This window comes from Sphingomonas sp. BL-S-29 (assembly GCF_055521495.1).
This window is the reverse complement of the sequence record NZ_CM145482.1, coordinates 4,606,350-4,631,543: the sequence shown is the minus strand read 5'-3', so window position 1 is coordinate 4,631,543 and position 25,194 is coordinate 4,606,350. Positions and strand designations below refer to the sequence as shown.

Genomic DNA, 25,194 nt, shown 5'->3' with positions numbered 1-25,194 from the left:
TCGAAGCCTCGTTCTTTTCTTCCCAGGTAGAAGAGCAGCCCTTCGACAAGCTCAGGGCGAACGGTGGGGTTAAAAGAAAAAGCTGCTCAGCAGTTTCACGTTGAGGCCGATCACCGTCGCGGCGATCACCCAGGCGGCGATCTTCAGCCAGAGCGGATTGGCCAGCGCGCCCATCTGGCGCTTGTCGCTGGTGAAGGCGACCAGCGGCACGATGGCGAAGGGAAGCTGCAGGCTCAGCACCACCTGGCTCAACACCAGGAGCTTGGTCGCGCCCGAATCGCCGGCGATGCCGACCACGATCACCGCCGGCACGATCGCCAGCAGCCGCGTCACCATGCGTCGCAGCCAGATCGGCAGCTTCAGGTCGAGAAAGCCCTCCGCGACGATCTGCCCGGCAAGCGTGCCCGTCACCGTCGAATTCTGCCCCGAGGCAAGCAGCGCCACCGCGAACAGCACGCTCGCCGCGCCCGCGCCCAGCATCGGCGAGAGCAGCTTATAGGCCTCGCCGATCTCGGCCACGTCAGTGCGTCCGGCGGTGTGGAAGGCCGCGGCGGCGAGAATCAGGATCGAGGCGTTGATGAACAGCGCGAGCGTCAGCGCGACCGAACTGTCGATCGTCGCATGCTTTACCGCGTCGCGCTTGCCGGCTTCGTCCTGCCCGAAGCGGCGGGTCTGCACGATCGAGCTGTGCAGGTAGAGATTGTGCGGCATCACCGTCGCGCCGAGGATGCCGATGGCGATATAGAGCATCGCCGGGTTGGTGACGATCTGGGTCGAAGGGATCAGCCCGCCCATGATCGCCGCGACGCTCGGCTGCGCCACCGCCAGCTCATAGGCGAAGCAGCCCGCGATCACGACCAGCAGCGCGACGATGAACGCCTCCAGCTTGCGGAAGCCGAAGCGCTGCAGCGCCAGGATCAGCAGCACGTCGAACGCGGTCAGACACACGCCCGCGACCAGCGGCAGGCCGAACAGCAATTGCAGCGCGATCGCGGTGCCGAGCACTTCGGCCAGGTCGCAGGCGATGATCGCCAGCTCGCACAGCACCCACAGGCCGACATTGACCACCGGGTTGTAATTGGCGCGGCACGCCTGGGCGAGATCGTGCCCGGTGACGATGCCGAGCTTGGCCGAGAGCGACTGGAGCACCATCGCCATGATGTTCGACAGGAGGATGACCGAGAGCAGGGTATAGCCGAAGGCCGATCCGCCCGCGAGGTCGGTCGCCCAGTTGCCCGGATCCATATAGCCGACCGCGACCATATAGCCCGGCCCGGCGAACGCCGCGGTCTTGCGCCAGAAACCGCCCTTGCCGAGCGGCACCGCGATGGTGCGGTAGCTTTCGGAGAGCGACGGGCGCTGCGGGCGCATGTCGTTCATGCCGTCATATCCGGACGCAGTGGTGGCTGAAGGCGGCGGCGACATGCGATATCCTCTCCTGTGCGCGCCATGCCGTCAATTGCCGGAGCCGCATTCGATCGAGCCTTAGCGGAGGACTCGGCCCGCGACAGCATCGAGTTTCGCCAGCATCGCCGGGTCGCGCGCTTCGGGCGACGTGATCAGCGCATGGTCGAGCACAGTATCGAGCGGGGAGGGCGTACGCTCGGCCGGCAGCGCGGCGACGAATTCCAGCACGGCCTTGCGCGCGATGGTGCCGTTGGCCGACATCTGCCTGATCACGTCGCTCACTTCGACAAAGGCGGCTTCCTCGCGCCAGCAATCATAGTCGGTGACCATGCCGATCAGCGCATAGGGCAGTTCCGCCTCGCGGGCGAGCTTGGCCTCGGGCATCGCGGTCATGCCGATCACGTCGGCGCCCCATTGGCGGTAGAGCAGGCTTTCGGCGCGGCTGGAGAATTGCGGCCCCTCCATCGCGAGATAGGTCGCGCCCTTGGCGATCGATCCGCCGGCCGCATGGACGGCTTCGGCGGCGAAAGCTGAAAGGCGCGGGCAGACCGGCTCGGCCATCGAGACATGGGCGACCATGCCGGTGCCGAAGAAGCTCGAGGTGCGCGCGACGGTGCGGTCGATGAACTGGTCGACCACCACGAAATGCCCCGGCGGCAATTCCTCGCGCAACGACCCGATCGAGGAGATGGCGAGGATGTCGGTGCAGCCGCAGCGCTTCAGCGCGTCCACGTTGGCGCGGAAGTTGAGCTCGGACGGCGGGATGCGGTGGCCGCGGCCGTGGCGCGGCAGGAAGACCAGCTCGACATCGCCGATCGTGCCGAACAGCAGATCGTCCGACGGGTCGCCCCATGGCGTGGAGACCCGGCCCCATTCCGGATTCTGCAGCGCGTCGATCGCGTAGAGGCCGGAGCCGCCGATGATCCCGATCTTCCACTTGCCGCTCATGCGGTACTTCCCTCTTTTTCCAGGCGGTCGAGCCATGCCTGGGCCTGTTTCGGTTCGCCGACCGCATGCGCCTTTACCGGGCCGCACGCGCCAAGGAATTCCTGATGGAGGGCGAAGGGCTCGATCGACAATTGCGCGCGCAGGTCGTCGATCTCGTCGCCCAGTTCGACAAGCTCGTCGATCACCGGCGCTGCCCTGGCGCGGGCCGCCTTGTCCTGGGTGTGGCCGAACAGCCCCCAGCGCCCGCCGGCGGTCAGCCGCAAGGCCGCAATCAGCGCCGCGCGATACGCCGCTTCGGTCTCGGTGCGCCGCTCATCGAGGCGGGCAAGGCGGTCGGCTTTGGCCATCGCGACTTCCCCTAGATAGGATCGGGCGTGCGTCAACCGCGCAGAGGGCGCCGGGCTGAATCATCTTGCCCTTCGGAATGCACGCCTTATCGATGCGATGTGGGACATTGGTTCCCGCCCGGGAGCCGTACATGCGTTTTGTCTTAGTCCTTCTGCTTGCCTTTGCGTTTCCTGCGACCGCTCAGGCCGCCGACCAGATCACGGGCGACTGGGTGTCGCAGGACGGCAAGGGCGTCGTCACCATCGCGCCGTGCGGCAAGGCGCTGTGCGGCCATATCAGCCGTCTGACCGAAAAGGCGCGGGTCGAAGGCCCGACGACGGACAGCAACAATCCCGATCCGGCGCTGCGCACGCGCTCGCTGGTCGGCGTGAAGGTGCTGTTCGACTTCACCGCGCAGAGCGACGGGAAGTGGCAGGGCAGGATCTATTACCCGTTCCAGGGCAAGACCTACCGCGCGTACATCAGCCGCGATACCGACCGGAGCCTGAAGGTCCAGGGCTGCTGGCTGGTGATCTGCCGCACCGTGAAATGGCCCGCGGCGAACTGATTTTCGCTGTTCCCCGCGCCATAACAGCGAAAAACAGGGAAAATTTTTTATTTTGACGATTTCGGGGTCGTTTATCTCGGAATCGTCGCTCAATATCAGAATGTTAAAGCTGGTTTCCCTGTTATCGAATAACAGGGACCGGTCATCGCATAACAGGGAACGACCTGCCCCGTAACAGCGACCGGCAGGGCCAGGCAAGCGACCCGGTCGTCATCATCTTCGGTCATGAGAAAGAGCGCGGAACACAAGCCCCGGCATAGTGCCGCAACTGTATCTTTCGTTGAATCGACCGCTCAGATCACCTTCATGCCGGCGGCATAATGGTGCCAGGCGAAGATCGCCGCGGCACCGCGATGCGGGCGCCAGACCTCCGCCACGTCACGGGTCAGCTTCTCGCTTGGCCGTTCGGCATGGCCGAGGATTCGGCCGATCTCGATCTGCACCGCCAGGTCGCCGGCAGGCCAGATGTCGGGACGCCCTTCGGCGAACAACAGATAGACTTCGGCCGACCAGCGGCCGATGCCCTTGATGCTGACGAGCGCGGCGACCGCTTCCTCATCGTCGGCGGGGAGGTTGTCGAGATCGAGCCGGCCGCTCGTCACTTCGTCGGCCAGGCTGCGCGCATAGCTCGCCTTTTGCCGCGACAGCCCGGCCTCACGCAGCTGCTCGTCGCTCGCGCGCACGATATTGCCCGGATCGTCCAGGCTGCCGACGATCCCCTCCAGCTTGCGCCAGACCGATTCGGCCGCCTTGGTGCTGACCTGCTGTCCGATGATCGTGCGCAGCAAGGTGGCATAGCCGCGCGCGCGGATTCGCGGTGGGGGATAGCCGGCACGGTCGATCGCGGCGGCGAAGCCGGGCTCGCTCGCGGCCAGGATGTCGAGCGCGGCGCGCAGCTGTTCGGCGCTCAGGCCCATGGTCTCGTCCCTTGATTAGCAGCGCCGGGGGCGGCATGGCGGCGCCGAACCCCTGAGGAGGAATGGATGCCCAAGCTTATCGTCGTGACCCGTGAGGGGGAAGAACGCGAGATCATGGGCGAAACCGGGCTTTCGGTGATGGAGGCGATTCGCGACGCCGGGATCGACGAGATCCTGGCGCTGTGCGGCGGCTGCTGCAGCTGCGCCACCTGCCATGTCCATGTCGACCCGGAATTTGCTGCCAAACTGCCGAAGATGAGCCCCGACGAGGACGACCTGCTCGATTCCACCTCGGATCGCGACGCGAATTCGCGCCTGTCGTGCCAGATCGAGCTGACCGATGCGCTGGGTGGCCTGAAGGTGACGATCGCGGCGGAGGATTGAGTATCTCCCCTCCCGCTTGCGGGAGGGGTCGGGGGAGGGCCTGTCCTCCCCGAGCGTCCCGAAAATGGCCAGTACAGGCCCTCCCCTAACCCCTCCCGCAAGCGGGAGGGGGATTGAAGGTCATTTCGCCGCCGCCAGCCGCAGCACGGCGCTCGGCGCGTCCTTGGTCAGCGGGGTCGCCTTCCACGTCACCGTCTTGCGCCCGCCCGCGGCCGGGACGGCGCCTTCCTCGTTGTTCTGGCTGACGATCTCGGCATTGGTGTCGAGCGTGAAGACGCCGTCGAGCTGGCTCGACGTCTTGTCCATGCCCGGCACGCCCATGCTGCTGGTGGCCTTGCTGCTGTCATTGGCGAAGGCGGGCGCTTTCATCCGCACCGTGCCGTTGGCGCGCAGTTCGATCGCGATGAAGGGGAACATCACCTCCGCGTCGACATTGTACGGCCACATGAAGGCGTGATCGAGCGTGCCCGAGATGGCATAGTCGATGCTGAACTTGCCGTTACCGAGATAGGTCACCTTGCGGTATCCGGCCTCCTTCGACAGCGTCTCCGCGATCGTCCGGTTCTTGGCGTCGGCCGCGGCTTTCTTGGCGGCTGAGTCCTTTGCGTCCCCGTCCTTGTCCCCGTCCTTGCCCTTGTCCTGGAAGGCGAGTTTCTGCAGCACCGCCTCGCCGTCTCCGGCGGTCGGGTCGGTCGACGTCTCCGACGAACCGTCACCCAGGCCCTTCATCATATCCTCGCCGATATCGAGCGCGAGCACTTCGCCGACATAGGTGAAGGTGAAATGCCGGTCGGTGTCGATGCGCAGGGTCGAGACGAATTTGCCCGGCGTCAGCACGCAGCTCGTCAGCGCGAAGGGCATCAGCAACACGAGCATCAGCCGTGAAAGTCGAGCCATCATGATATCGTCCCCGGTTTGGTCTGCTGACGTCAGCCCCGTGTCGTCACCGCGTAAAGGGCGATCGCCGCGGCGTTGGACACGTTCAGGCTTTCGACCTTAGGCGAGATCGGCAGGCGCGCAAGCTCGTCGCAATGCGCCGCGGTGTTCTGGCGCATGCCTTCGCCCTCGGCGCCGAGCACCAGCGCGACGCGGGTTTCGCCCATTGCCTCGGCCAGCGTCTGGGTCGCCTCGCCGGTCAGGCCGACCCGCCAGAAACCGGCCTCGGCGATCTCCTCCAGCGCGCGGGCGAGATTCACCACGCGCACCCAGGGCACGATCTCCAGCGCGCCCGAGGCCGAGCGCGCGATCGTCCCCGATTCGGGCGGGGCGTGGCGGTCGGGCGTGACGATGCCGAGCGCATCGAACGCCGCCGCCGAGCGCAGGATCGCGCCGACATTGTGCGGATCGGTCACCTGGTCGAGCACGACCAAAGGCCGTTTGTCGTCGGCACCCTGCTGAAGCAGGTCGCCCAGCCAGATATCCTCCAGCGGATCGACTTCCGCGACCAGGCCCTGGTGGGGCGCGTCGCCCGGCACCAGCCGCGCCAGATCGGCGACGTCGGCGAAGACGATCGGGATCACCGGCGGGATGTCGAGCGAGGCGAGCGCCTCGCGCGTCGCCCATAGCTTGCGCACGGTCCGCTCGGGATTGGCGAGCGCGGCGGTCACCGCATGCCGCCCCCAGAAACGGGGGCGGCCGGCAGGGGCCTGGGAGGGGCGGTGTCCTTTGCGGGCCATCAGTCGTCGTCCACGGTGTAAGCGAAGGGATCGGTGACGACCGGTTCGGTCGGCAGCGGCCGCCGCGGCAATGCCTTGTCGGCATTGGCGGCGTTGGCGAGGAAGGAGGCAAGCACGATCGAGCCCTGGCGCATGTCGTCGCCCTTCAGATGATCGAAGGTGTCGATACTGGTGTGGTGTACGCGGCTGCCATAATCGAGCGGGTCCTGGATGAACTGGAAGCCGGGCAGGCCGACCGCCTGCATGAACACGTGATCGGTGCCGCCGGTCTTGCGGATCACCACGTCCTTCGCCCCCATGCCCGAGAAAGGCGCGAGCCAGTCGCGGAAGATCGGCGCGACCGCCTGGTTGTTCTCGACATAGATGCCGCGGACCTTGCCCGAGCCATTGTCGAGGTTGAAATAGGCGGCGAGATCGCCCCAGCCGGGCTTTGGCGTGATCGGCCAGCGGCGGTCCCAGCCATAATAGCGGGCAAGGCCCGTCTGGACCGGATCGCTCGGCTTGCCGCGCGTGACGAGGTGCTGCTCGATATAGGCAAGGCTGCCCAGCAGGCCCTGCTCCTCGCCCGTCCACAGCGCGAAGCGGATCGTGCGTTTCGGCCGGATCCCGCTGGCGGAGAGGATGCGCGCGGCCTCCATGACCATCGCCGTGCCCGCGCCATTGTCGGCGGCGCCGTCGCCCGCGACCCAGGAATCGAGATGCGCGCCGGCCATCACATAGCCCGCCTTGGGGTCAGTGCCGGGGATTTCGGCGATGATGTTGTAGGCCTTGCTGTCGCTGTCGTCGAAGCGGACATCGCTGTTGATCTCGACGGTGGGCGCGGTGCCGAGCTTCGCGAGGCGGGCGAGGCGGCGATAATCCTCGGCGGCGATTTCGACGCCCGGCACCGCCTGAGTCTCGCCGACGCCGAACAGATAGCCTTCGCCGTGCACCAGCTTGTAGTCGAGCCGCGACATGGTGGCATAGGCGACGGCGCCCTCGGCCTTCAGAAAGGCATCGAGCTTCTTGGCATAATCGAGCCGCTTGAGCCGGCGGTCGGCGGTATCGGGGTCATAGGTCGGCTGCTGATATTGATCGAGCTTGGCCAGTTCCTCGGCGGTGTAGCGCTTGAACGCCGGCTCGCTCGGTTCGCTGCCGGTGTTGGGCAGGGTGACCATGACGATCTTGCCCTTCAGCTTGCCGCGCCATTTGTCGAAATCGCGCTCCTTCGACATCGGCGCGACGAACACCGGCGCGCTGATCGTGCCGTTGGTCGAAGGCGTCCAGGCGATCGGGATCGCGGTCAGCACGATCGGGCGCGGCGCGACCATGCGCACGCTCGAGCTGTTGATCCACCAGCCCCGGCCGAACTCATAGCCTTCCTTATGGACGTTCTTCAGGCCCCATTCGCTGAACTTCGCCTGAGTCCAGGCCTCGGCCTGGCGCATCGACGGCGAATTGGTCAGGCGCGCGCCGATCACGTCCGACAGATGCTCGGCGGTCAGCATCACCTGGCTGCGAGTCGTGCCTTCGTCGACGATGCGATTGACCTGGGTACGATCGACCGCCTGGGGAAAGGCGGGGGAGGCGATGGCGAGCATGGCGGTGGCGAGCAGGAGCGAACGACGCATTGGAACCCCCAGAGACGTTGAAAGATTGTTGCGAGGCGTATTCGCCGCCGCCGCCCCGCGCAAGGCCCCGCCCAAAGGTCTTTCGGGCGTTGACAGCATGGGTTTGGGTCGGCATGGGACCGCCTCGCTTTTGAGCGGCCCAGTGGACAGGTGGCCGAGTGGTTAAAGGCAGCAGACTGTAAATCTGCCCGTGCAAGCGTACGCTGGTTCGAATCCAGCCCTGTCCACCACTCCCCGCCCGGGGTTTCCGCCAACCGTCGATTGTCGGGATCGAGTCCGATCCCGCAGACCCCGCGCCTTCTCGGGCGCGTTGCGCGTGCCGAAAGACATGTCCATGTGCGCGCCAAAAAGGCATGTCCTTGGCATTTTAAGTAGGACAAAAGAAAATAGAGCATCGTCACTTACGGCCATATCGGCAGGCAGGAGCGGGCCATGGTGCTCGCCCTTCGTGCGACGCCGAGGAGATATGCTGTCCCGGAACGTTGCTGGCGTTATCGGGAGGCAAGCCTGAGACACAGGCTGGGCCGGCATCAATTCCTTCGCCTTATCGGAGCCAGGAAAGAGTAGGCCACGCCCGGGAGGAAGCCGCGGCATCTGTGTGTCCCAATCCCGCGGCAGATTGAATCACGCATCCGCCGCCGTTGCTGGTGACCCGACGAGACGGGAATGCGAACGTCAGCATCGCCATACGGGTTCATCGATCAAAATCGGTTGCAACAGTCAAAATACCCCTTTTCACCGGAATAACTCCGACATATAGATAACTCCGACAAAAGGCCGACGCCATGGGTGCGGCCATGTTTGAAGGGGAGAGGGCCATGAGCCAGCGAATCGCGCGTTCTTCTTTGATGATGTCGGCCGGCGTTCTGGCCATCTCGTTAGCTTCACCGTCGATCGCGCGCGGGGCGCCGCGGGCGCCGGTCCCCATGCCGGCTGAAGCGGCCGCCGCCGATGAAGGCGTGCAGGCCCAGACGACCACACCGGACGACGCGACGGTGAGCGACGACATCGTCGTTACCGGCGTCCGCGCCAGCATCCAGGGTGCGCAATCGATCAAGCGCAACGCCACCGCGGTCGTCGACTCGATCGTCGCCGAGGATATCGGCAAGCTTCCCGACAATACGGTATCCGACGCGCTGCAGCGCGTGACCGGCATCCAGGTGTCGCGCTCGGCGGGCGAGGTTGGCACCGTGCTGGTGCGCGGCCTTCCCGATATCGAGACGCTGATCAACGGTCGCGAGGTGTTCACCGGCACTGGCCGCGGTGTCGCCCTGCAGGATATCCCGGCCGAGCTCGTCGCGGGCGTCGACGTCTACAAGACCAACCTGCCCGAACAGATCGAAGGCAGCGTTTCCGGCACGATCGACATTCGCTTGCGCCGGCCGTTCGATTTCGCCGGTTTCCAGATCGCCGGCAGTGCGCGTGGCATCTATTCCGAACAGCGCGACAAGGCGAGCTACATCGCCAGCGGCCTGATCAGCAATCGCTGGGAAACGGGGATTGGTGAAATCGGCCTGCTGGTCGGCGCCTCCTACAACAAGCGCAAATATCAGGATCAGACCGCGTTCAATTTCGGGTTCAATTCGCTGTCGGCCACCGATCCGACCCAGATCCCGGACACGGTCGGCGGGCTCGTCACCGATGGCGACCGCAGCCGCCCGGCGTTCAACGTCTCGCTGCAGTGGAAGCCGACACCCGATCTCGAGTTTTACGCGGACGGCATCTTCACTGGCTATCGCCAGGATTATGACGTCGATTTCTTTGTCGGCCTGCCCAAGGCGGGGGCGGTGACGGTCACGTCGGTACAGCCGGGATCCGCCCAGTCGTCCGAAACCGGAAACCGCCCGGTCGCCAAGACGATCACCACCCGCGACAATTTCACCATTACCAGCAAGCAGACCTTTCACCAGAAGACCGATGGCTATCAGGCCAATTTCGGTGGGCGCTACACCGCGGGCCGCGCGGTTTTGTCAGGCGAATTCACCTATAACGACAGCACCGTGACCAATCGCCAATATGTCGTCGATACCGCATTCGTCGTGCCGCGCATCGATTATGATTTCGACAAGGGCGGCACGCCGAATCTGAACTTCAACGGGTTTGACTTCACCAAGCAGAGCAACCTCAATTTCCTGACTCTGTTCGACAATTACAATGTCCAGAAGAGCCGCCAATATGCCGCGCATGGCGACCTTCTTTATACGTTCGACGGCGGCTTCCTGAAGAACTTCAAGGTCGGTGCGCGGTACGCCCGGCGGACCGGGTCATCGGCTGCCACCAATCCGCAGGGCTATCCGATCCCGTTCGTGTCGATCAACGGCTATGCGGGTGCCGGCACCAATGCGCCTGACGGCATCATCGACGGCGCGCTCGGCGTCGATAATTTCGCGCTCACCGACACCGGCTGGCTCCGCGACAATATCGATGTGCTGCGCGGGCTCGCCGGACGTCCGGCGGGCGTGCCGGCGTTCGATCCGGCGCAGGTCTTCCGGCTCAGGGAAGCGGTCTATGCCACCTATGGCCAGGTCGCTTTCGGGGCGGACGGCGGGCTGCCGTTCGATGGCTTGATCGGCATGCGGATCGTCAACACCGTGACCGACCTGAATGCGGTTCAGGTGACCAACACCCCGACCGGCACGGTGCTTTCGCCGATCGTCGGCAAACGCAACGTCGTCGATTTGCTGCCCAGCCTGTCGCTGAAATTCCGGCCGAGGGACGATGTCGTGCTGCGTCTGGTCGCGGGCCGCGCAATCCTGCGCCCGCAATTCTCCGCGCTGAATCCCGCGATCAGCCTCACCCAGAGCGGACAAACCGGGGGGTCCAGTACGTTCGGAACGGGATCGGGCGGCAATGCCGATCTGGAGAATGTGCGGGCCTGGAATTTCGACGCGACCGCCGAATGGTATTTCGCCAACACCGGATCGATCACCGTCTCGGGTTTCTACAAGAAGCTCGAGGGCTATATTCAGACCTATGCCGGGATCGAGCAACTCACGGCGGCGAACGGCACGCTGCAGAATTTCCTCGTCACCCGCCCGCGCAACACGTCGAACGGCGATCTGAAGGGGGTCGAGGTCGCGGCCACCGCCTTTGCCGATTTCCTGCCGGGCGCGCTGTCGGGCTTTGGCGCGCAGGTCAGCGGGACCCTGTCGGAAGGGAAGGTCGACGATCCGTTCAACCCCGGGCAAAAGCAGGACATCACGCCGGTGTCCAAATATTCCTACAATCTGATCGGCATCTACGAGAAATACGGGCTTTCGGTGCGCCTCGCCTATAATTGGCGCAGCAGCTATACCGACAGCTATTCGCAGGTTCTCGCGGGCGGCAAGATCAGGGTGAAGCCGATCGGCTTCCTCGATCTGTCGGCAAGCTATGCCGTGAACGATGCGATAACGCTGACCCTGGACGCCACCAACCTGACCAACGCCACCTATCGCGACAATTTCGGCACCACGGCATACGAACCGCGCGATACGCGCCAATATGATCGCACCTTCGGCGGCGGCGTCCGCTTCAAGTTCTGATCGTGCGCAACCTGCTCCTGTCGCTACTCGCGGCGGCATTGATGTCCGCCGCCGGGCAGGCGCAGCAACCGGCATTGTTCGCGGACCGGATGCAGGGCGACCTTGCCCCGGTCCACGATCCCGCGATCATCAGCGACGGGGACAGCTTCTATGTGTTCAGCACCAGCCAGGAAGGCGAGCCGCCCGGGCTGATCCATATCCGCACCTCGAAGGATCTCGTCACCTGGACTCGCGCGGGCGCGGTGTTCGATGCGATCCCGGACTGGGCGAAGCGAGAGGTGCCCAAGGCCAGGGGCGTGTGGGCGCCCGACGTGCGGTTCGCGAACGGCGAATACCGGCTCTATTATGCGATCTCGTCCTTTGGCGAGAATCATTCGGCGATCGGTCTCGCGACGAGCCCGACGCTCGATCCGGCCAGGCCGGATTATGGCTGGAAGGATCGCGGCGCGGTGCTCGTCTCGACTCTCCGGGACGACTACAACGCCATCGATCCCGCCGCGTTCGTCGATCGCGACGGCAAGGCGTGGCTCGCGTTCGGCAGCTTCTGGACCGGGCTCAAGATGATCCGCCTCGACTCCGCGACGGGCAAACCGTCGGCGGAGGACAGGATCGTCCACGACCTTGCACGGCGCCCGTCGCCCGGTGCGGTCGAAGCGCCGTTCCTGATCGACCATGGCGGCTATTATTATCTCTTCGCCAGCTACGACTTTTGCTGCCGCGGCGCGGCCAGCAGCTATTACACCGTCGTCGGTCGGTCGAAGGACGTGACGGCCCTTATGTCGACGCGAACGACAAGCCGATGACCAGGGGCTTCGGGCAGATCGTGCTGCACGGCCAGCTCGACGCGACGAAGCGCTGGCGCGGCCCCGGTGGCGTTTCGATTCTTCGCGAAGGCGGGCGCGACCTGATCGCATGGCATGCCTATGATGCGACGAAGAAGGGCGTGCCGACGTTACGCATCGCGCCGATCGCCTGGACGGCCGATGGCTGGCCCGTCGTTCGCCAATGACTGATGGAAGGACCCGGTCGTGAAGCTCACCCGCCGCACTCTCCTGGCCGCCGCCGCAGCCGCACCGATCGCGGGCACAGCGTTCGCGCGGCGACCCGCGCGAAGCGTGATCACCAACCCACTGGTGCGCAATCGCGCCGACGCGCAGGTTTTCCGCCATACCGACGGCTTCTATTACATGACCGGCTCGGTACCCGAATATGACCGCCTCGTTCTGCGCCGGTCGCGAACGCTTGCCGGACTCGCCACGGCTCCGGAAAGAGTGCTCTGGCGGCATCTCGCCAATGGGCCGATGTCCGGCTTCATCTGGGCGCCCGAGCTCCACCTGATCGGGGGGCAATGGATCATGTATCTCGCCGCGGGCCCAAGCGGCGGCGGCGAGGACGTGTTCCGTATCCGCACCTATGCGGTCGCCTGTAACGACAAGGACCCGATGACAGGCGGCTGGGCGGTGATTGGCCAGCTCCAGACGCCGTGGGACAGCTTCAATCTCGATTCGACGAGTTTCGTCCATCGCGGCACGCGCTACCTGTGCTGGGCGCAACGCGAACCGGGAATCGAGACCAATTCGAACCTCTATCTCGCACCGCTCAAAACCCCGCTGACACTGGCGGCGCCCCCCGTGCGGCTGTCGGTGCCCACGCTCGACTGGGAAATCCGGGGCTTCAAGGTCAACGAAGCGCCGGCGATGCTCGCGCGCAACGGCCGGGTGTTCCTGACCTATTCGGCGAGCGCCACGGATTCGCGCTATTGCATGGGCATGCTCACCGCCGACGCCAAGGCAGACCTGATGCGCGCGGACTCCTGGACCAAATCCCAGGTGCCGGTCTTCGCCACCTCGCCCGAACATCATATTTACGGTCCGGGGCACAACAGCTTCACTGTCGATGAGCAGGGGCGTGACATGCTGGTCTATCATGCGCGCGATTACGACAAGATCGTCGGCGACCCGTTGTTCGACCCCAATCGCCATACGCGCGTCCAGCCGATCGCCTATCGCGCCGACGGCACGCCCGATTTCGGCCAGCCGCGCGCGAACGGGCCGTTGCGCCGATGATCGACCGCACCGCACGGTGCCGAACTGTACCGGTTGCGTCCCGCTGCATGAAATGGGCCGCCCTGCTGGCCGCCGTCGCGATCGCCATGGCGCCCATACAGGCCCCGGCCCAACCCGCACCGATACTTGACGCGCACCGCATCGCGGTCGAGCGGTTCGGTAACGATGCGTCCTGGTATGAGGAACGCATTCCGTTTCTCGAAACCTCCGACCCGATGCTCGATGCGGTCTATTATTATCGCTGGTCGGTGTTTCGCGCCCATCAGCGCGATCTCGGCGCACCGGGCTATATCACGACCGAGTTCCTGGATGATGTCGGCTGGCAGCGCGAGCCCTATGCGAGCCTGAATGACGCGACCGGCTTCCACCTGGCGGAAGGCCGGTGGCTGCGCGACCGGCGCTTTGCCGCGGACTATATCGATTACATGTATCAGGACGGCAACGACCGTCACTTTTCGGACTATATGGCGGACGCCGTGTGGAGCCGCTATCTCGTCGATGGCGATCGGACCGAGGCACTCCGCCATCTCGGCGCGATGCGGTTGCTCTATGGCCAGTGGAGCGACCGGCTCGACCGGAGCAAGGGGCTGTACTGGATCGAGCCGCTGCTCGATGCGACGGAATACACCATCGCCTCGATCGAGGCGTCAGGCGGCAAGGACGGCTTTACCGGGGGCAATGCGTTCCGCCCCTCGATCAACAGCTATATGTTCGCCAATGCCCGCGCCCTTTCGCGGCTCACCGCGCTGGCTGGAGACCCCGATGTCTCGGTCGACTATGCCGCGCGCGCGGTGGCGATCAAGACGCGCGTTCAGGAAGATCTGTGGAGCCCCGCGCTCACGCATTTCATCGATCGCTTCAAGGTCGACAACGAGTATGTGAAATATTGGCAGCCCATCCGTGGGCGCGAGCTGGTCGGCTATGTCCCCTGGGCGTTCGACCTGCCCGATGACGATGTCGCTTATGCCGCGGCATGGCGACACCTTCTCTCGCCGCAGGAACTCGGCGGCCCCGCGGGCCTGCGCACGGTAGAACCCAGTTACGACTATTATATGCGGCAATATCGCTACGAGGGCGCGCGTCCCGAATGCCAGTGGAACGGGCCGGTCTGGCCGTTCCAGACCACGCAGGTGCTCGCGGGCATGATCAATCTGCTCGATCATTATCACCAGTCGGTCGTGACGCGGGGCGATTTCCTGCGCCTGCTCAGGCAATATGCCGCGCTTCACTATCAGGACGGCAGACTGGATCTCGAGGAGGATTATGATCCCGCGACGGGCAAGCCGATCGTCGGGCTGGCGCGGAGCCATCATTATTTCCATTCAGGCTTCAACGATCTGATCCTGACCGGCGTGGTGGGCATCAGGCCGCGCGCCGACGACATGCTCGAGATCAATCCGCTGCTGCCGGCGACCGGTGACCCCCAGGCGCTGCGCTGGTTTCGCGCGGAGAGGATACCCTATCATGGCCATCTGGTGTCAGTGACCTGGGATGCGGACGGCGCGCATTTTGCCGGAGGGCCGGGCTTGCGCGTCGCGGTCGACGGCCGGGAGGTCGCCGTCCGGCCGACGCTCGGGCGCATCACGCTACCCGTGGCGCGGCTGGCGCCGCCGCGGATCGATCGGCCAGTCAACCGGGCGGTACAACTGGTCAGGGGCGCGTTTCCCAAGCCAGGCGCGTCCGGGAACATGGATGCGGAGTCGCTTCATGACGCGGTCGATGGCCGCATCTGGTATTTCCCCGAAATGCCGAACGGCTGGACGTCGCCGAAAGACAGCGCAACGCCGTGGTTCACTATCGACTTCGGGAAGGCGCTGGAGGTGTCGCGCGCCGAACTGGCCTTCGCCGCGGGAAATGGCGTTGTCGCGCCGCTTGATTACACCGTCGAACGGTGGACCGGAACGGGATGGCGGGCCCTGGACGCAGACAAGCAGGCGCCGCGCGGGAACGGCGTGACGCATGTCGCCTGGCCGTCCGTTGCAACCGACAGGATCAGGGTTTCTTTCCGGGTGCCGCGGAACGAAGCGATGCGGCTGGTCGAGCTGAAGATATTCTAGGCCTGCCCGGATCAGGCTCCGGCGCCGAGCTGCTCCTCCAGCCAGTCGTTGGTGATACAGTCGATCACCAGATGGACCCGGTCGGTCGTACCGCGATTGGCGACGCTGTGCGGGTCCGACAGGCGCAGATACCAGGCGCTGCCCGGCTCCATCACGACGGGCACCCGGTTGACCATGAATTCGACCTGCGGGTTGGTGGTGATCGGGACATGGATGCGCGCGGTGCCCCATTCGGCGGCCAGGTCGTAGTCGAAATGCTCCTTGATGATCGATCCCGGGGTGAGCCGCATCAATCGCACCGTCTGGAGACCGCACTGGAACCAGTCGATCGCGGCACGGATGGCGGGTGCCGCATCGAGCAATGGGCTATAGGCATAGTCCGTGACGGAGGGGTCCGAATACGCCTGGAGGATCGGATGCGTGGCGCTCGCCGAGTAGCGCAGCGGCAGCACGCTCCAGTCGCCCTCGTAATTCTGCGTCACGAAATGATCGACCCAGGTCGCCCCGGCGATCCGCTGCAAATCCTCGGCCAGCCGATCGCCGTCGAAGGTGACGGGCAGGCGCACCCGATCGGCGTAGATCAAGGGCGATTGGCTCTGCATTATTAGCATGATAGGCAAATCATCCAGCGCGGGCGCGACGCCCGTTTCCGGATCAGCCTATCGGCCGCGGGGGCGGTTGGAAAGAAGTCGTTCGCGGTCCTTCATGACAGACACCAGCCTTCTCGACGCGGCCGCACCGATCGACCGCTTTCGCGCCCTGTTGATGGCCGATCCCGCGCTCCAGCAACGACTGAGCGCGATCAGCGACCAGAATCTGTTCGTCGACGCGCTGGTCGCCGCCGCTGCGGATCTGGGCATTGCGATCCAACGGGACGAGGCCCATGCGGCGCTGAAACCAGATCCGCTCGGCATCTGGCGCTTCAGCGGCGCGCCGGTCACCAGCCAGACGGCGCCCGACGGCGACTGGTTGCCGGTCGCGATCGTACCGAGCGGCGGTACGCTGGCGGTGGACTGGGTCCATTTCGCCGGACGTCCGCTGTCGGATTCCTTCTTCGAGGATTCGCTGCGCCGGGCGCGCTATCTTCCGCTCAACCGGCTCGTGCGTCCTCGCACGCCGCTTCAGACGCTTGGCGCGCCGGACGGCGTGGACCTGCGGGCGCCGGCGGGCTTCGTTTTCCACCAGTCGCGCTGCGGATCGACCCTGGTCGCGCAGATGCTCGCGGCCGATCCCCGCAACGTCGTCATATCGGAGGCGGCGGCGATCGATTCGATCGTGCAACTCGCGGCGGCGCGGACCGATGTGCCGACCGAGCAGCGCGTTGCCCTGCTGCGCATGATCGTCGGCACGCTCGGCCGGGACCGGCTGGACGGCGGCGGGCAGTATGTCGTCAAGCTCGACAGCTGGCACACGTTGGCGCTGCCGCTGTTCCGGCTCGCCTTTCCCGATACGCCCTGGATCTTCCTGTATCGCGATCCGGTCGAGATCCTGGTGTCGCACGCGCATATGGCCGGGGCGCAGACCGTCCCCGGCGCGATGCCCTTCGAACCCTATGGCATTGAGAACGCGGCGGAGATGCTGCCGGACGATTACGCCGCCCGGGCACTCGGGCGGACCGCCGCGGCGGTGATCGAGCATCTCGGCCTGGGCGGCGGCATGCTGGTCAACTATGCCGAACTGCCCGATGCCGTCGAGACACGGATCCTCCCGCATTTCGGCATTGTCCCCGACGAGCAGGCACGGGCCGCACTGGCGGCGGCGTCCACGCGCAATGCCAAGGCGCCGTCCGAACGGTTCGCGCGGGACAGCGACAAGAAGCAGCAGGCGGCGAACGACGCGCTTCGCGCCAATGCGGTGCTCCATATGGACGAGCCCTATCGCCTTCTCGAAGGGCTTCGCCACGCCGGCGAAAAATGAGCGCGATCTTCGGCATCGTCCGCTTCGACGGTGAGTCCGCATCCGCGCGCGAACTCGATCGGATGGGCAAAATCCTCGCCCATCGCGGCCCCGACGGCAGACGCGCGGTGGTCGACGGCGCTGCCGGGCTGGGCCATTGCCTGCTTCGCGTGAACCGTGAGGACTGGTCCGAGGCCCAGCCCATCCAGGACGGCGGACTGACCCTCGTCGCCGATTTACGGCTCGACAATCGCGAAGTGCTGGCGGAACGCATCGGCATCGCCGCCGACATGCTGCGCGATATGCCCGACAGCGAGGTGCTGCTCGCCGCCTATCGGCGTTGGGGCGAGGCATGCGTTGAACACCTGCTCGGCGACTTCGTCTTCGCGATCTGGGACGCGCGGGCGCGTTCGCTGTTGATCGGCCGCGACCCGATGGGTCAGCGCGGCCTGTACTTCCACCATGGCGAGGGCTTCTTCGCCTTTGCCAGCGAAGTGAAAGCGCTTTGGGCGGTGGAAGGCGTGCCGCGCCGACTTTCGGACCTGGGCATTGCCCAGCGCGTGCTCGGGCCGCTCGATCCTAACCCGGGCAGCACGATCTACGAATCGATCAGTATCGTCGGCGGGGGCACTTCATTGCGCCTTAACCCGGACGGGACCGTGTCGACGCGCCGTTATTGGGAACCCCATGCCGCGCCGGAACATCTCGGCCGCGACGAGGCATATTATGTCGACGCGTATCGAGACGTGGTGACCGAGGCAGTGGCGTGCCGCGTCCGCCGGCTGGCTCACGCGCCCGGGCTCTGCTTCAGCGGCGGGTTCGACAGCGGCAGCATCGCGGCGATTGCCGGCCCGATCGTTGCGGCGCAGGGTCGCCGCATTGTCGCGATTGCTTCGGTTCTGGACCAGGGCGAGCGCCGGCTGGTCAGCGACGCCCGCGCCGCGGTCGAGGCCTTCCGACCCTATCCCTATCTCGATCTCCATTATTATGTCCGGGGGGAAGAGGGGGTGTTCAGCGACATCGAGACCAGCTTCGCGATGACCGACGAGAATGCCGGAACGCCCTATGTCCGGCGCGGTCTGCTCCGCATCGCGGCCTCCGCGGGCGCTCGGCTTGTGCTCGACGGGCATGGTGGCGACTATACCGTCAACACGAATGGCAAGGCGATGCTCGGGCGAATCCTGCGCCGCGGCAAGCTGGGGCGCTTCGTGCAGGAGTTTCGCCTGCGCGTCCGGGTGGCGGGGCGCACCTGGCAGCAGGTCGTGCGTCACGATGTCCTGCCGGCGTTCCGCCTTTCACCGGCATCTCGCTTAGGACAACTCCTGTACCGGCCGACGCCGGCCTGGCGTATCCGCCCGGTCAATCCGACTTTCGCCAGGGCAATGTTCGCGGCCGGCGCCATCAACCCGGCGCGCTTACGCAATGACCGGGTACCACATTATCGTTGGCGTGCCTTCTGCCTGCACCATCTGCGCAAGGTGGCCGCGATGCAGCCGACTCACCCGACCCTGGCGGCGGCGCATGGTCTGGATTTCTCGCGTCCCTTCCACGACAGGCGTGTGGTGGAACTTGGCCTGGCCATCCCGGAGTCACTGGAGTTCCGGGACGGCCTTGAACGCCATCTGGCGCGCCGCGTTTTCGCCGACATCCTGCCGGCGCAACTGGTGGCGCGCGGGCCCGGCAATGATGCCGAGGACCCCGACATGTTTCGCATGGCGAAGGAGAGCGCGCCCGCCGCGCTCGCCGAGGCGCGGCGGCTGGATCGCGACGGGAGGATATCCCGCTATCTTGATCTCGACAGGATCGAAACGATGCTGTCCCAGGCGGACGAGGCTCGGAAGCCGGGACACGCGGCGGTATACACTGCAGCTCGGGCGACAGCCCTTGCGCGCTTCATCGCCTGGTTTGACTCGAGCAACCGATGACGGGAGAGGCCGCGCGGCCGGTTCGCGCCGAGAATTATGGCCTGAAGATCAGGATCCGTAGGGGCCTGAAAAGGTCGTGCTGCCGTCCGGCGGATTATCACCCACATGAGCCTCGGCGTTCTGGGCCACCGATACGATGACGCGCGGCGTCGACCAGGGCTTGCGCGACTCCGTCTCGATAACATCCATCGAGGCTTCCGACAGGTCGATAGGCGTGATTGACGTCATGACGAAAGATACCCCCCATGGCGCATTTGCACCGTACAGCTAATCATCCGACTATGACAGAACCGAAAATATCGCGCAACAGGGCGGACCCAAGCTGTCGTGCCTATTGTGCGATTCTAAGGTCCGATTCGGGCGTAGTCGCGATATCCTAAATATATACTTGTGCTTGATCATGCGGTTAGCAGCCACTCTTCGGCCGACAAGAAGCAGAGCCGACTTTGGCTGCTATTTGCTATTGAGTCTTTGGGAGGCACGGTTACAACCGCCGGGTCAACACTCGGGGGGCCTGGTGCTGCTTGACGCTGCGCCCTCTGAAGAACGCGTGAGGGGCTGCCATGACGCAACCATTTATCGGCGAGATCAGGTTCTTTGGGTTCAATTTTCCGCCGCGTGGATGGGCAAGCTGCGCCGGACAGCTTCTTTCGATCCAGCAAAACCAGGCGCTGTTCTCGTTGCTCGGCACCACGTATGGCGGCAACGGCGTCCAGACCTTCCAGCTTCCCGATCTGCGCTCCAGGACCCCGATCGGCGTGGGCAATAACGGCCCGTTTGGGAGCTATGCTCTAGGTCAGATCTCCGGCCAGGAGAATGTGACCCTGCTCATAACGCAGATTCCGCAGCACAATCATTTCCTGGTGGGTACCACGATGACCGCCACGCACCGGCCGCCGATCGGGCGTACCCTGGGCGCGGATACGTCCGACACCGTCGATTTCTATGCGTCCGGCGGCACGCCAGTACCGCTTGATCCTGCTTCGGTCGCGACAGCGGGCGGCAGTCAGCCGCACAGCAATTTGCAGCCCTATACCACGCTGAATGCCTCCATCGCGCTCCAGGGGCGGTTCCCGTCACGGAATTGAGGTTTGTGAAGCGCGGCAGAACGGCACGGAGGACGAAATGAGCAATCCCTTTCTTGGTGAAATCAGAATGTTTGCGGGCAATTTCAACCCGCGCGGCTGGGCTTTCTGCGCGGGGCAACTGCTGCCTATCGCGCAGAACGATGCGCTCTATGCCTTGCTCGGAACGACTTATGGCGGCGATGGCGTCACTACCTTCGGCCTTCCCGACATGCGCGGGCGCCTGCCGATCAACCAGGGCCAGGGGCCAGGCCTTTCAAACTATGTCATCGGTCAGATGGCGGGAACCGAAACCGTTACACTGGCGGTGACGCAGATGCCCGCCCACAGCCACTCGCTTTCTGCGACGACCGCGACGGCAAATCAGCCCGCACCCACCAACACGTCGTTCCCGGCCACGCTCGTCGGCACCGCCGAGATTTACGCGATCCCCGGGGCGAATCCGCTCAAGCAGGGTGCGTTGAACCCCAACAGCATCAGCGCGACAGGTGGCAGCCAGCCGCACAATAATTTGATGCCGATCATGGCCATCAACTTTATCATTGCGCTGGAAGGCGTTTTCCCCAGCCGCAACTAATTCGGAGAGAGACCGTGACGGCACCATATATTGGCGAGATCAGGATCTTTGCTTTCAACTTCCCACCGGTGGGCTGGGCATTCGCGGCGGGGCAGATCCTCCCTATCCAGCAGAACACTGCCTTGTTTTCCCTCCTTGGCACTACCTATGGCGGCAATGGCACGTCGAACTTCGCCTTGCCGAACATGATCGGTATCGCGCCGGTCGGCCAGGGTAACGGCCCGGGGCTCTCTCCCTATGTACTGGGCGAAGTCGCCGGCACGACGACGGAAACGCTCCTGACGACCGAGATGCCGGCCCACAATCATGGCGTGACGTTCGCCTCGCCTAATCCTTCGAACCAGGCGCAGACAGTGGGGACTCCGGCGAGCAACGCCTTCCTTTCGGCTTCGGGACCTGGCTTCGCCTATACGGCTCCTCCGATAACGCCCGGGACGCTGGTGAACTTCGCGCCAACGGCGATCGGTTTCAACGGCGGCGGTCAGCCGCACGAAAACCGGCAGCCCTATTTGACGCTGAATTACTGCGTCGCGCTGCGAGGCATTTTCCCGCCGCGCAACTGATCGGACTGATTCGGTGACACAGGACAAGGGGCCGTTGGCATTCGTCCTGCCGGCGGCCCTGCTTGCAGAAGGCTATCGTCTGCGTCCGGAGACGGAAGACGACACCGCCTTCCTGATTCAGCTCTTCGCTACCACACGCATGGCTGAGCTCGAGCAGACGCCGTGGACCGCGGACCAGAAATGGGCGTTCGTTGCGCAGCAGTTCGAGCTGCAGCGGCTGCATTATCGCACCCATTACGCCGATACATGGTTCGATGTGATCGAACAGAACGGCATACCTGCGGGCAGGTTGTACCTCCAGGAAGTCTCTGGTCAGTTCCGCATCATCGACATCGTGATGATGCCCGAATGGCGCGGCAAGGGCGTCGGGACGGCAATCCTCGAAGCGCTGATGGACACTGCCCGCGCCGCGGGCAAGGACATCGATATCTTCGTCGAGAAGTTCAATCCCGCCCTTGCCTGGTATCGCCGCCTCGGCTTCAGGGAGTTCGAGGATATGGAAGTCTATCTGGAAATGCGCTGGAGCGCCGACGCACCGGTCGCGTGAACGCCGGTCGCGGTGACGACCGGCGAGCGTCGCTCAGTTGAATGTTGCGCAATACTCCACGCCGGTCTCGTTCTCGCCCGTCGGCACGATGAAGATGACGAGATCCCCCATGTCGTCATGGCGGAACTGGTACATGCCTTGCGGCAAGACCTCGCCGGCGCGACGGAACATGAGCTGAAACGGAGGGCGGCTGTCCTGCGCACTGGCCTTCAGCGCCTTGGCCTCTTCCAGCACGAGCTCGAGCGGCGGCAGGCCCTCTGCCACGATCGAAAAATTCGTGCCGACATGCGGCTCGAAATCCTCAAATTCCTTCGTTTCGACAACCATGTCCGCCATCTGGCACTCCGCTCGATCCGGCGATCCCCCGCCGTGTGATGATGATTGAGTGCCCCAAGCGCCCAGTACAATCAAGCGGGCGGCAATCGGCCCCAACGTGCGATACAACCGTTTCGGCTGTGCTGGCAGAATCAGACGAAGCAGCCCAATTCGGCGAAATGCGGCGCCACCGGATAGCCGGTGACCTTCACCCCCGCGGCATCGAGCCAGGCATGAGCGTCGATCGGCTTCGCGTCGCTCTTGCCCGCGCCGAAATGCATCACGCTGGCAATGCCGCGCCGGCGCAGCATCGCATGCGCGGCCATCGCCTGTTGCAGGCAGACGGACCGGAACGGCATCCACGGCGCGCTGGCCCGCACCGCCCAGCCGACCTCCTTGGCGATGCGCGCCTGTTCCTCGCCAACACCCTGGGCCTGAATCGCGACGCGCGGATCGTTCGGCGGCACAAAGGCACCGAGCCCCCTGGCGATGCGTCGGAACGGAAAGATCGCCAGCGTCACGCGCGCCGCGAGCATGCTCGCCGACGCTTCGGCCACCAGCAGTTGGCGCCGCGGTCCGAGCGTCAGCGCGGTGCGGAACTTATGCGCGATCGATCGCGACGGCGCCATGCTTCTCCATCTCCGCCAGAAAACTGCCCACCTCGGCCTCGCAATCCTCGGGCGACACCTCGAACTCGCGCACCAGCGCCGCACAGACCGTGGCGATGTCGGCGGGCGTCTCGATCAGCTCCCAGATGCGCGCGCCGACTTCGTTCATGCCGATATATTTGCCGTGCTCGGGGCTCATCATCATGATCTCGTCGCCCACGCGCGCGCTGAGCCAGTCTCCCTTCCGCTCGATCAACTCGCGATCCTTTCTTCACCCGCACTCGACAATGGATAACCCAACCGTTTCATCATCGCCGCATGGTCCGTCTCGATCCGGGCGACCTGATCCGGCGTGAGTTCATCATGCCATGCGCCTGATACGCCGCGCCGGAAGAAACCGCCACCCGGTCGCGCACGCGGCGCCTCCCGGAATCCGCGTTCGAGTTCCTGCTTCCTGAGTTCGTCGAAATCGGCGAAGCGCGCCGCCTGGGCTGCCTCCTCCGCCGATACGTCGACACCGGCAAAGGCGAGCGCCGTGCGGAAGATGCCGCCCGCATCGGCCTGGAGATCCTCGTAGCGGACGAGATGGACCGGCAAGTCGGCCTGGGCGAGCCAGCTGTGATTATAACCGCTCCAGCCCGGCAATTGCTGGCGAAGCTGGCTGGGCTGCCGATCACGCTCGCCGCCGAAACTGGCGTCGGCCTTGCTCATGAACTGGATCGAGTCGTCGATCGACTTCGTGCCATGATTCGCCAGGCTCGGCGCGACATCGCGTGGATCGCGCACGATCAGGATCGCGCCGTCAGCCCCTTTCAGTCCACCCAGCAGCGGCTCGCCATCGCTGGTATAGGTCCAGGCATCATGGGTCTTCATGAAGCGGACGCCGCCGATCGTCGCTTCCCGGTCCTCAGCTTGTTCCTCGCCGCCCTGTGCGATCGACGCATAGACGCGCGGCCGCAACCGGTCGCATTCTTCGTGGGTCAGCAGGCCCGAAGGGAACAGCATCGCATTGTCGAACCAGGCGCGCGCGCTGGCGATGCCGCCCTGATGGGGCAGGTCGTTGATATCGACCGGCACGTCCTGCCGCAGGTTCGCGACCAGCAACCGGAACCACGTGTTGCCCGATTTCGGATAGGAGGCGAGCCAGAAATTCTTCTTCAAGCGGCGCGCTCCAGCAGGCCGAGCTCGCGCCAATGTGCCTCGAGCCAGTCCATCACCACCGGCATCTGAGTGAAGTCCATCTCGCGCGTCAGCGTGAACACGCCCGCGCGTTGCGAGATGGTTGCCGCTGCCTGGAAATAGAGATCGGCCTGCGCCATGCGCCGGACCATCGCGGGGCGATAGGCATTGTTGCGCACCATCAGCCCGCCATCGACGATGTTGGGCCGCGCGATTCCGGGCACGTGCGGCGGGCGCGCCTCGCGCAGCACATAGATGGCCGATAGCGGCAGCGCGGCGGCGGTCGCGGCGCGCGGCTCGACATAATATTTCTGGATCGCCGGGCGCACCGGCGCGGCGCGGCGCGCGCTCAGCGAGAGCCGGTCGATCGAATTCTGCCACAGCTTCAGCTGCCGCCCGTCCGGCTCGACCCAGGGCGTGCCGCCGGCATCGGTCGCGATGCCGCAGAAATCATCGGTGACCAGATCGTATCCGGCATCGACAAGGGCGGCCGCGAGAGTCGATTTGCCCGCGCCGGAGGGGCCGCAGAACAGCACCGCGGAATCGCGCACACGCACCGCGCTCGCATGCAGCACGATGCGACCGCGCTGGTGCAGCAGGATGCCGAATCCCGTACTGCTGATGAAGATCGTGGCTTCTTCGATCGAGCTGCCGTCCGCCAGCGCGAACAGAATCTCGCGTCCGCCGGTCAGCAGGATCCGCACCACGCCCGGAATGTCGAACAGGAACCGGTCCCCGGAGATCTGCCAGTTCACCCCGCTGGTCTCGGCATCGGCGAGCGCCGAGGGCACATCACCGGCGCGGATCGTAACGTCGGCACCCTGGAGGGTGTCCGGTTCCAGCGCGATCAGGCCCGGCAGAGCGAGCTCGCTGGCGACGTTAAGCCCCGAAACCAGATAGGAAAACAAAAGCGCACCCCTGACATCTCGTCGGCGGGACAATGGCCGCAGCGACACTGCACGCGTTCTGATCGATAGCTGCCCGTGCCGCAACCATTGGACAGTGATTTCGCCGA

General features: G+C 64.9%; 27 protein-coding genes, 1 tRNA gene and 1 pseudogene. 14 read left to right on the top strand and 15 right to left on the bottom strand.

Going from position 1 to position 25,194, the window contains the following annotated elements; all coding sequences use genetic code 11:
- Positions 1-69: 69 nt before the first annotated feature.
- The 3 genes from ACZ1I2_RS22120 to ACZ1I2_RS22110 all read right to left on the bottom strand — a co-directional run bounded on the left by ACZ1I2_RS22120 (position 70) and on the right by ACZ1I2_RS22110 (position 2,702).
- Positions 70-1,380, bottom strand: coding sequence for an Nramp family divalent metal transporter (locus tag ACZ1I2_RS22120; RefSeq protein WP_465181532.1), 1,311 nt, complete (start codon positions 1,378-1,380; stop codon positions 70-72).
- 105 nt (positions 1,381-1,485) lie between these two features.
- Entirely contained in the window at positions 1,486-2,355 is an 870-nt protein-coding gene (locus tag ACZ1I2_RS22115) for an S-methyl-5'-thioadenosine phosphorylase (RefSeq protein ID WP_465175829.1), read from the bottom strand.
- Entirely contained in the window at positions 2,352-2,702 is a 351-nt protein-coding gene (locus tag ACZ1I2_RS22110) for a hypothetical protein (RefSeq protein ID WP_465172036.1), read from the bottom strand. Before ACZ1I2_RS22110 ends, ACZ1I2_RS22115 begins: the two co-directional genes overlap by 4 nt.
- 131 nt (positions 2,703-2,833) lie before the next feature.
- Between ACZ1I2_RS22110 and ACZ1I2_RS22105 the strand changes: the two genes are divergently transcribed.
- Complete coding sequence (locus ACZ1I2_RS22105; protein WP_465172037.1) at positions 2,834-3,250, top strand: DUF2147 domain-containing protein; 417 nt, start codon at positions 2,834-2,836, stop codon at positions 3,248-3,250.
- Between the two features lie 293 nt (positions 3,251-3,543).
- Here ACZ1I2_RS22105 and ACZ1I2_RS22100 read toward each other — a convergent pair whose 3' ends face one another.
- Positions 3,544-4,167 (bottom strand): DNA-3-methyladenine glycosylase family protein, encoded by a 624-nt coding sequence (locus tag ACZ1I2_RS22100; RefSeq protein WP_465175830.1) that lies wholly within the window; start codon positions 4,165-4,167, stop codon positions 3,544-3,546.
- A gap of 66 nt (positions 4,168-4,233) precedes the next feature.
- On the opposite strand from ACZ1I2_RS22100, the gene ACZ1I2_RS22095 reads away from it, so the two are divergent.
- Positions 4,234-4,551, top strand: coding sequence for a 2Fe-2S iron-sulfur cluster-binding protein (locus ACZ1I2_RS22095; protein WP_465172039.1), 318 nt, complete (start codon positions 4,234-4,236; stop codon positions 4,549-4,551).
- A 120-nt stretch (positions 4,552-4,671) separates the two neighbouring features.
- Here the strand turns inward: ACZ1I2_RS22095 and ACZ1I2_RS22090 are convergent, their stop codons facing one another.
- Genes ACZ1I2_RS22090 through ACZ1I2_RS22080 form a run of 3 tightly spaced genes read right to left on the bottom strand, consistent with a single transcriptional unit; the run spans position 4,672 to position 7,837 of the window.
- Positions 4,672-5,448: a hypothetical protein gene (locus tag ACZ1I2_RS22090; RefSeq protein WP_465175831.1), complete on the bottom strand. Its 777-nt coding sequence runs from the start codon at positions 5,446-5,448 to the stop codon at positions 4,672-4,674.
- 32 nt (positions 5,449-5,480) lie between these two features.
- Positions 5,481-6,227 carry a 23S rRNA (guanosine(2251)-2'-O)-methyltransferase RlmB gene (gene rlmB, locus ACZ1I2_RS22085; protein ID WP_465172041.1) on the bottom strand — a complete coding sequence of 249 codons (747 nt, stop codon included), beginning with the start codon at positions 6,225-6,227 and terminating at the stop codon, positions 5,481-5,483.
- Positions 6,227-7,837 carry a M20/M25/M40 family metallo-hydrolase gene (locus ACZ1I2_RS22080; RefSeq protein ID WP_465175832.1) on the bottom strand — a complete coding sequence of 537 codons (1,611 nt, stop codon included), beginning with the start codon at positions 7,835-7,837 and terminating at the stop codon, positions 6,227-6,229. Before ACZ1I2_RS22080 ends, rlmB begins: the two co-directional genes overlap by 1 nt.
- Before the next feature lie 144 nt (positions 7,838-7,981).
- Here ACZ1I2_RS22080 and ACZ1I2_RS22075 point away from each other — a divergent pair.
- A tRNA-Tyr gene (locus tag ACZ1I2_RS22075) sits at positions 7,982-8,067 on the top strand.
- A gap of 464 nt (positions 8,068-8,531) precedes the next feature.
- Here the strand turns inward: ACZ1I2_RS22075 and ACZ1I2_RS22070 are convergent.
- Complete coding sequence (locus ACZ1I2_RS22070) at positions 8,532-8,765, bottom strand: hypothetical protein (protein ID WP_465175833.1); 234 nt, start codon at positions 8,763-8,765, stop codon at positions 8,532-8,534.
- Here ACZ1I2_RS22070 and ACZ1I2_RS22065 point away from each other — a divergent pair.
- The 5 genes and pseudogenes from ACZ1I2_RS22065 to ACZ1I2_RS22045 all read left to right on the top strand — a co-directional run bounded on the left by ACZ1I2_RS22065 (position 8,764) and on the right by ACZ1I2_RS22045 (position 15,484).
- On the top strand, positions 8,764-11,361 hold the full coding sequence (locus ACZ1I2_RS22065; protein WP_465175834.1) for a TonB-dependent receptor: 2,598 nt from the start codon (positions 8,764-8,766) through the stop codon (positions 11,359-11,361). The genes ACZ1I2_RS22070 and ACZ1I2_RS22065 overlap by 2 nt on opposite strands.
- Positions 11,362-11,363: 2 nt before the next feature.
- Positions 11,364-12,164, top strand: a complete 801-nt coding sequence (locus ACZ1I2_RS22060; RefSeq protein WP_465175835.1) for an arabinan endo-1,5-alpha-L-arabinosidase — start codon at positions 11,364-11,366, stop codon at positions 12,162-12,164.
- Positions 12,161-12,370, top strand: a complete 210-nt coding sequence (locus tag ACZ1I2_RS22055) for a hypothetical protein (protein ID WP_465175836.1) — start codon at positions 12,161-12,163, stop codon at positions 12,368-12,370. Before ACZ1I2_RS22060 ends, ACZ1I2_RS22055 begins: the two co-directional genes overlap by 4 nt.
- 19 nt (positions 12,371-12,389) lie before the next feature.
- Positions 12,390-13,418, top strand: a pseudogene (locus ACZ1I2_RS22050) (glycoside hydrolase family 43 protein); the annotation flags it as partial.
- Positions 13,419-13,474: 56 nt separating this feature from the next.
- Positions 13,475-15,484, top strand: coding sequence for an MGH1-like glycoside hydrolase domain-containing protein (locus tag ACZ1I2_RS22045; RefSeq protein WP_465175837.1), 2,010 nt, complete (start codon positions 13,475-13,477; stop codon positions 15,482-15,484).
- An 11-nt stretch (positions 15,485-15,495) separates the two neighbouring features.
- On the opposite strand, the gene ACZ1I2_RS22040 is transcribed toward ACZ1I2_RS22045, so the two are convergent.
- Positions 15,496-16,086, bottom strand: a complete 591-nt coding sequence (locus ACZ1I2_RS22040) for an aspartyl/asparaginyl beta-hydroxylase domain-containing protein (protein WP_465172047.1) — start codon at positions 16,084-16,086, stop codon at positions 15,496-15,498.
- A 103-nt stretch (positions 16,087-16,189) separates the two neighbouring features.
- On the opposite strand from ACZ1I2_RS22040, the gene ACZ1I2_RS22035 reads away from it, so the two are divergent.
- Positions 16,190-17,401 carry a hypothetical protein gene (locus ACZ1I2_RS22035; RefSeq protein ID WP_465172048.1) on the top strand — a complete coding sequence of 404 codons (1,212 nt, stop codon included), beginning with the start codon at positions 16,190-16,192 and terminating at the stop codon, positions 17,399-17,401.
- Positions 17,398-19,305, top strand: coding sequence for an asparagine synthase-related protein (locus ACZ1I2_RS22030; protein ID WP_465172049.1), 1,908 nt, complete (start codon positions 17,398-17,400; stop codon positions 19,303-19,305). Before ACZ1I2_RS22035 ends, ACZ1I2_RS22030 begins: the two co-directional genes overlap by 4 nt.
- A 48-nt stretch (positions 19,306-19,353) precedes the next feature.
- Here the strand turns inward: ACZ1I2_RS22030 and ACZ1I2_RS22025 are convergent, their stop codons facing one another.
- A complete protein-coding gene (locus ACZ1I2_RS22025; protein ID WP_465172050.1) occupies positions 19,354-19,533 on the bottom strand; it encodes a hypothetical protein in 180 nt (59 codons plus the stop codon).
- A 335-nt stretch (positions 19,534-19,868) separates the two neighbouring features.
- Here ACZ1I2_RS22025 and ACZ1I2_RS22020 point away from each other — a divergent pair, with 335 nt between their 5' ends.
- The 4 genes from ACZ1I2_RS22020 to ACZ1I2_RS22005 are packed head-to-tail and all read left to right on the top strand — an operon-like array spanning position 19,869 to position 22,077.
- Positions 19,869-20,393, top strand: coding sequence for a phage tail protein (locus ACZ1I2_RS22020; protein ID WP_465172051.1), 525 nt, complete (start codon positions 19,869-19,871; stop codon positions 20,391-20,393).
- A 37-nt stretch (positions 20,394-20,430) separates the two neighbouring features.
- Positions 20,431-20,967 carry a phage tail protein gene (locus ACZ1I2_RS22015; RefSeq protein ID WP_465175838.1) on the top strand — a complete coding sequence of 179 codons (537 nt, stop codon included), beginning with the start codon at positions 20,431-20,433 and terminating at the stop codon, positions 20,965-20,967.
- 14 nt (positions 20,968-20,981) lie between these two features.
- The gene (locus ACZ1I2_RS22010; RefSeq protein ID WP_465175839.1) at positions 20,982-21,530 is read left to right on the top strand and encodes a phage tail protein; all 549 of its coding nucleotides are present in this window, start codon (positions 20,982-20,984) and stop codon (positions 21,528-21,530) included.
- A 13-nt stretch (positions 21,531-21,543) separates the two neighbouring features.
- Positions 21,544-22,077 (top strand): GNAT family N-acetyltransferase, encoded by a 534-nt coding sequence (locus tag ACZ1I2_RS22005; protein ID WP_465175840.1) that lies wholly within the window; start codon positions 21,544-21,546, stop codon positions 22,075-22,077.
- A 33-nt stretch (positions 22,078-22,110) separates the two neighbouring features.
- Here the strand turns inward: ACZ1I2_RS22005 and ACZ1I2_RS22000 are convergent, their stop codons facing one another.
- From ACZ1I2_RS22000 to ACZ1I2_RS21980, 5 genes are all read right to left on the bottom strand, one after another.
- A complete protein-coding gene (locus tag ACZ1I2_RS22000) occupies positions 22,111-22,413 on the bottom strand; it encodes a DUF6916 family protein (protein ID WP_465172055.1) in 303 nt (100 codons plus the stop codon).
- A gap of 131 nt (positions 22,414-22,544) precedes the next feature.
- On the bottom strand, positions 22,545-23,021 hold the full coding sequence (locus tag ACZ1I2_RS21995) for a lasso peptide biosynthesis B2 protein (protein ID WP_465175841.1): 477 nt from the start codon (positions 23,019-23,021) through the stop codon (positions 22,545-22,547).
- Positions 22,993-23,256, bottom strand: coding sequence for a PqqD family protein (locus ACZ1I2_RS21990; protein WP_465175842.1), 264 nt, complete (start codon positions 23,254-23,256; stop codon positions 22,993-22,995). The genes ACZ1I2_RS21995 and ACZ1I2_RS21990 overlap by 29 nt, the downstream gene beginning before the upstream one ends.
- Positions 23,253-24,161, bottom strand: a complete 909-nt coding sequence (locus tag ACZ1I2_RS21985) for a sulfotransferase domain-containing protein (RefSeq protein ID WP_465175843.1) — start codon at positions 24,159-24,161, stop codon at positions 23,253-23,255. Before ACZ1I2_RS21985 ends, ACZ1I2_RS21990 begins: the two co-directional genes overlap by 4 nt.
- Positions 24,158-25,087, bottom strand: a complete 930-nt coding sequence (locus ACZ1I2_RS21980) for an HPr kinase/phosphorylase (protein ID WP_465175844.1) — start codon at positions 25,085-25,087, stop codon at positions 24,158-24,160. The genes ACZ1I2_RS21985 and ACZ1I2_RS21980 overlap by 4 nt, the downstream gene beginning before the upstream one ends.
- Positions 25,088-25,194: the final 107 nt, after the last annotated feature.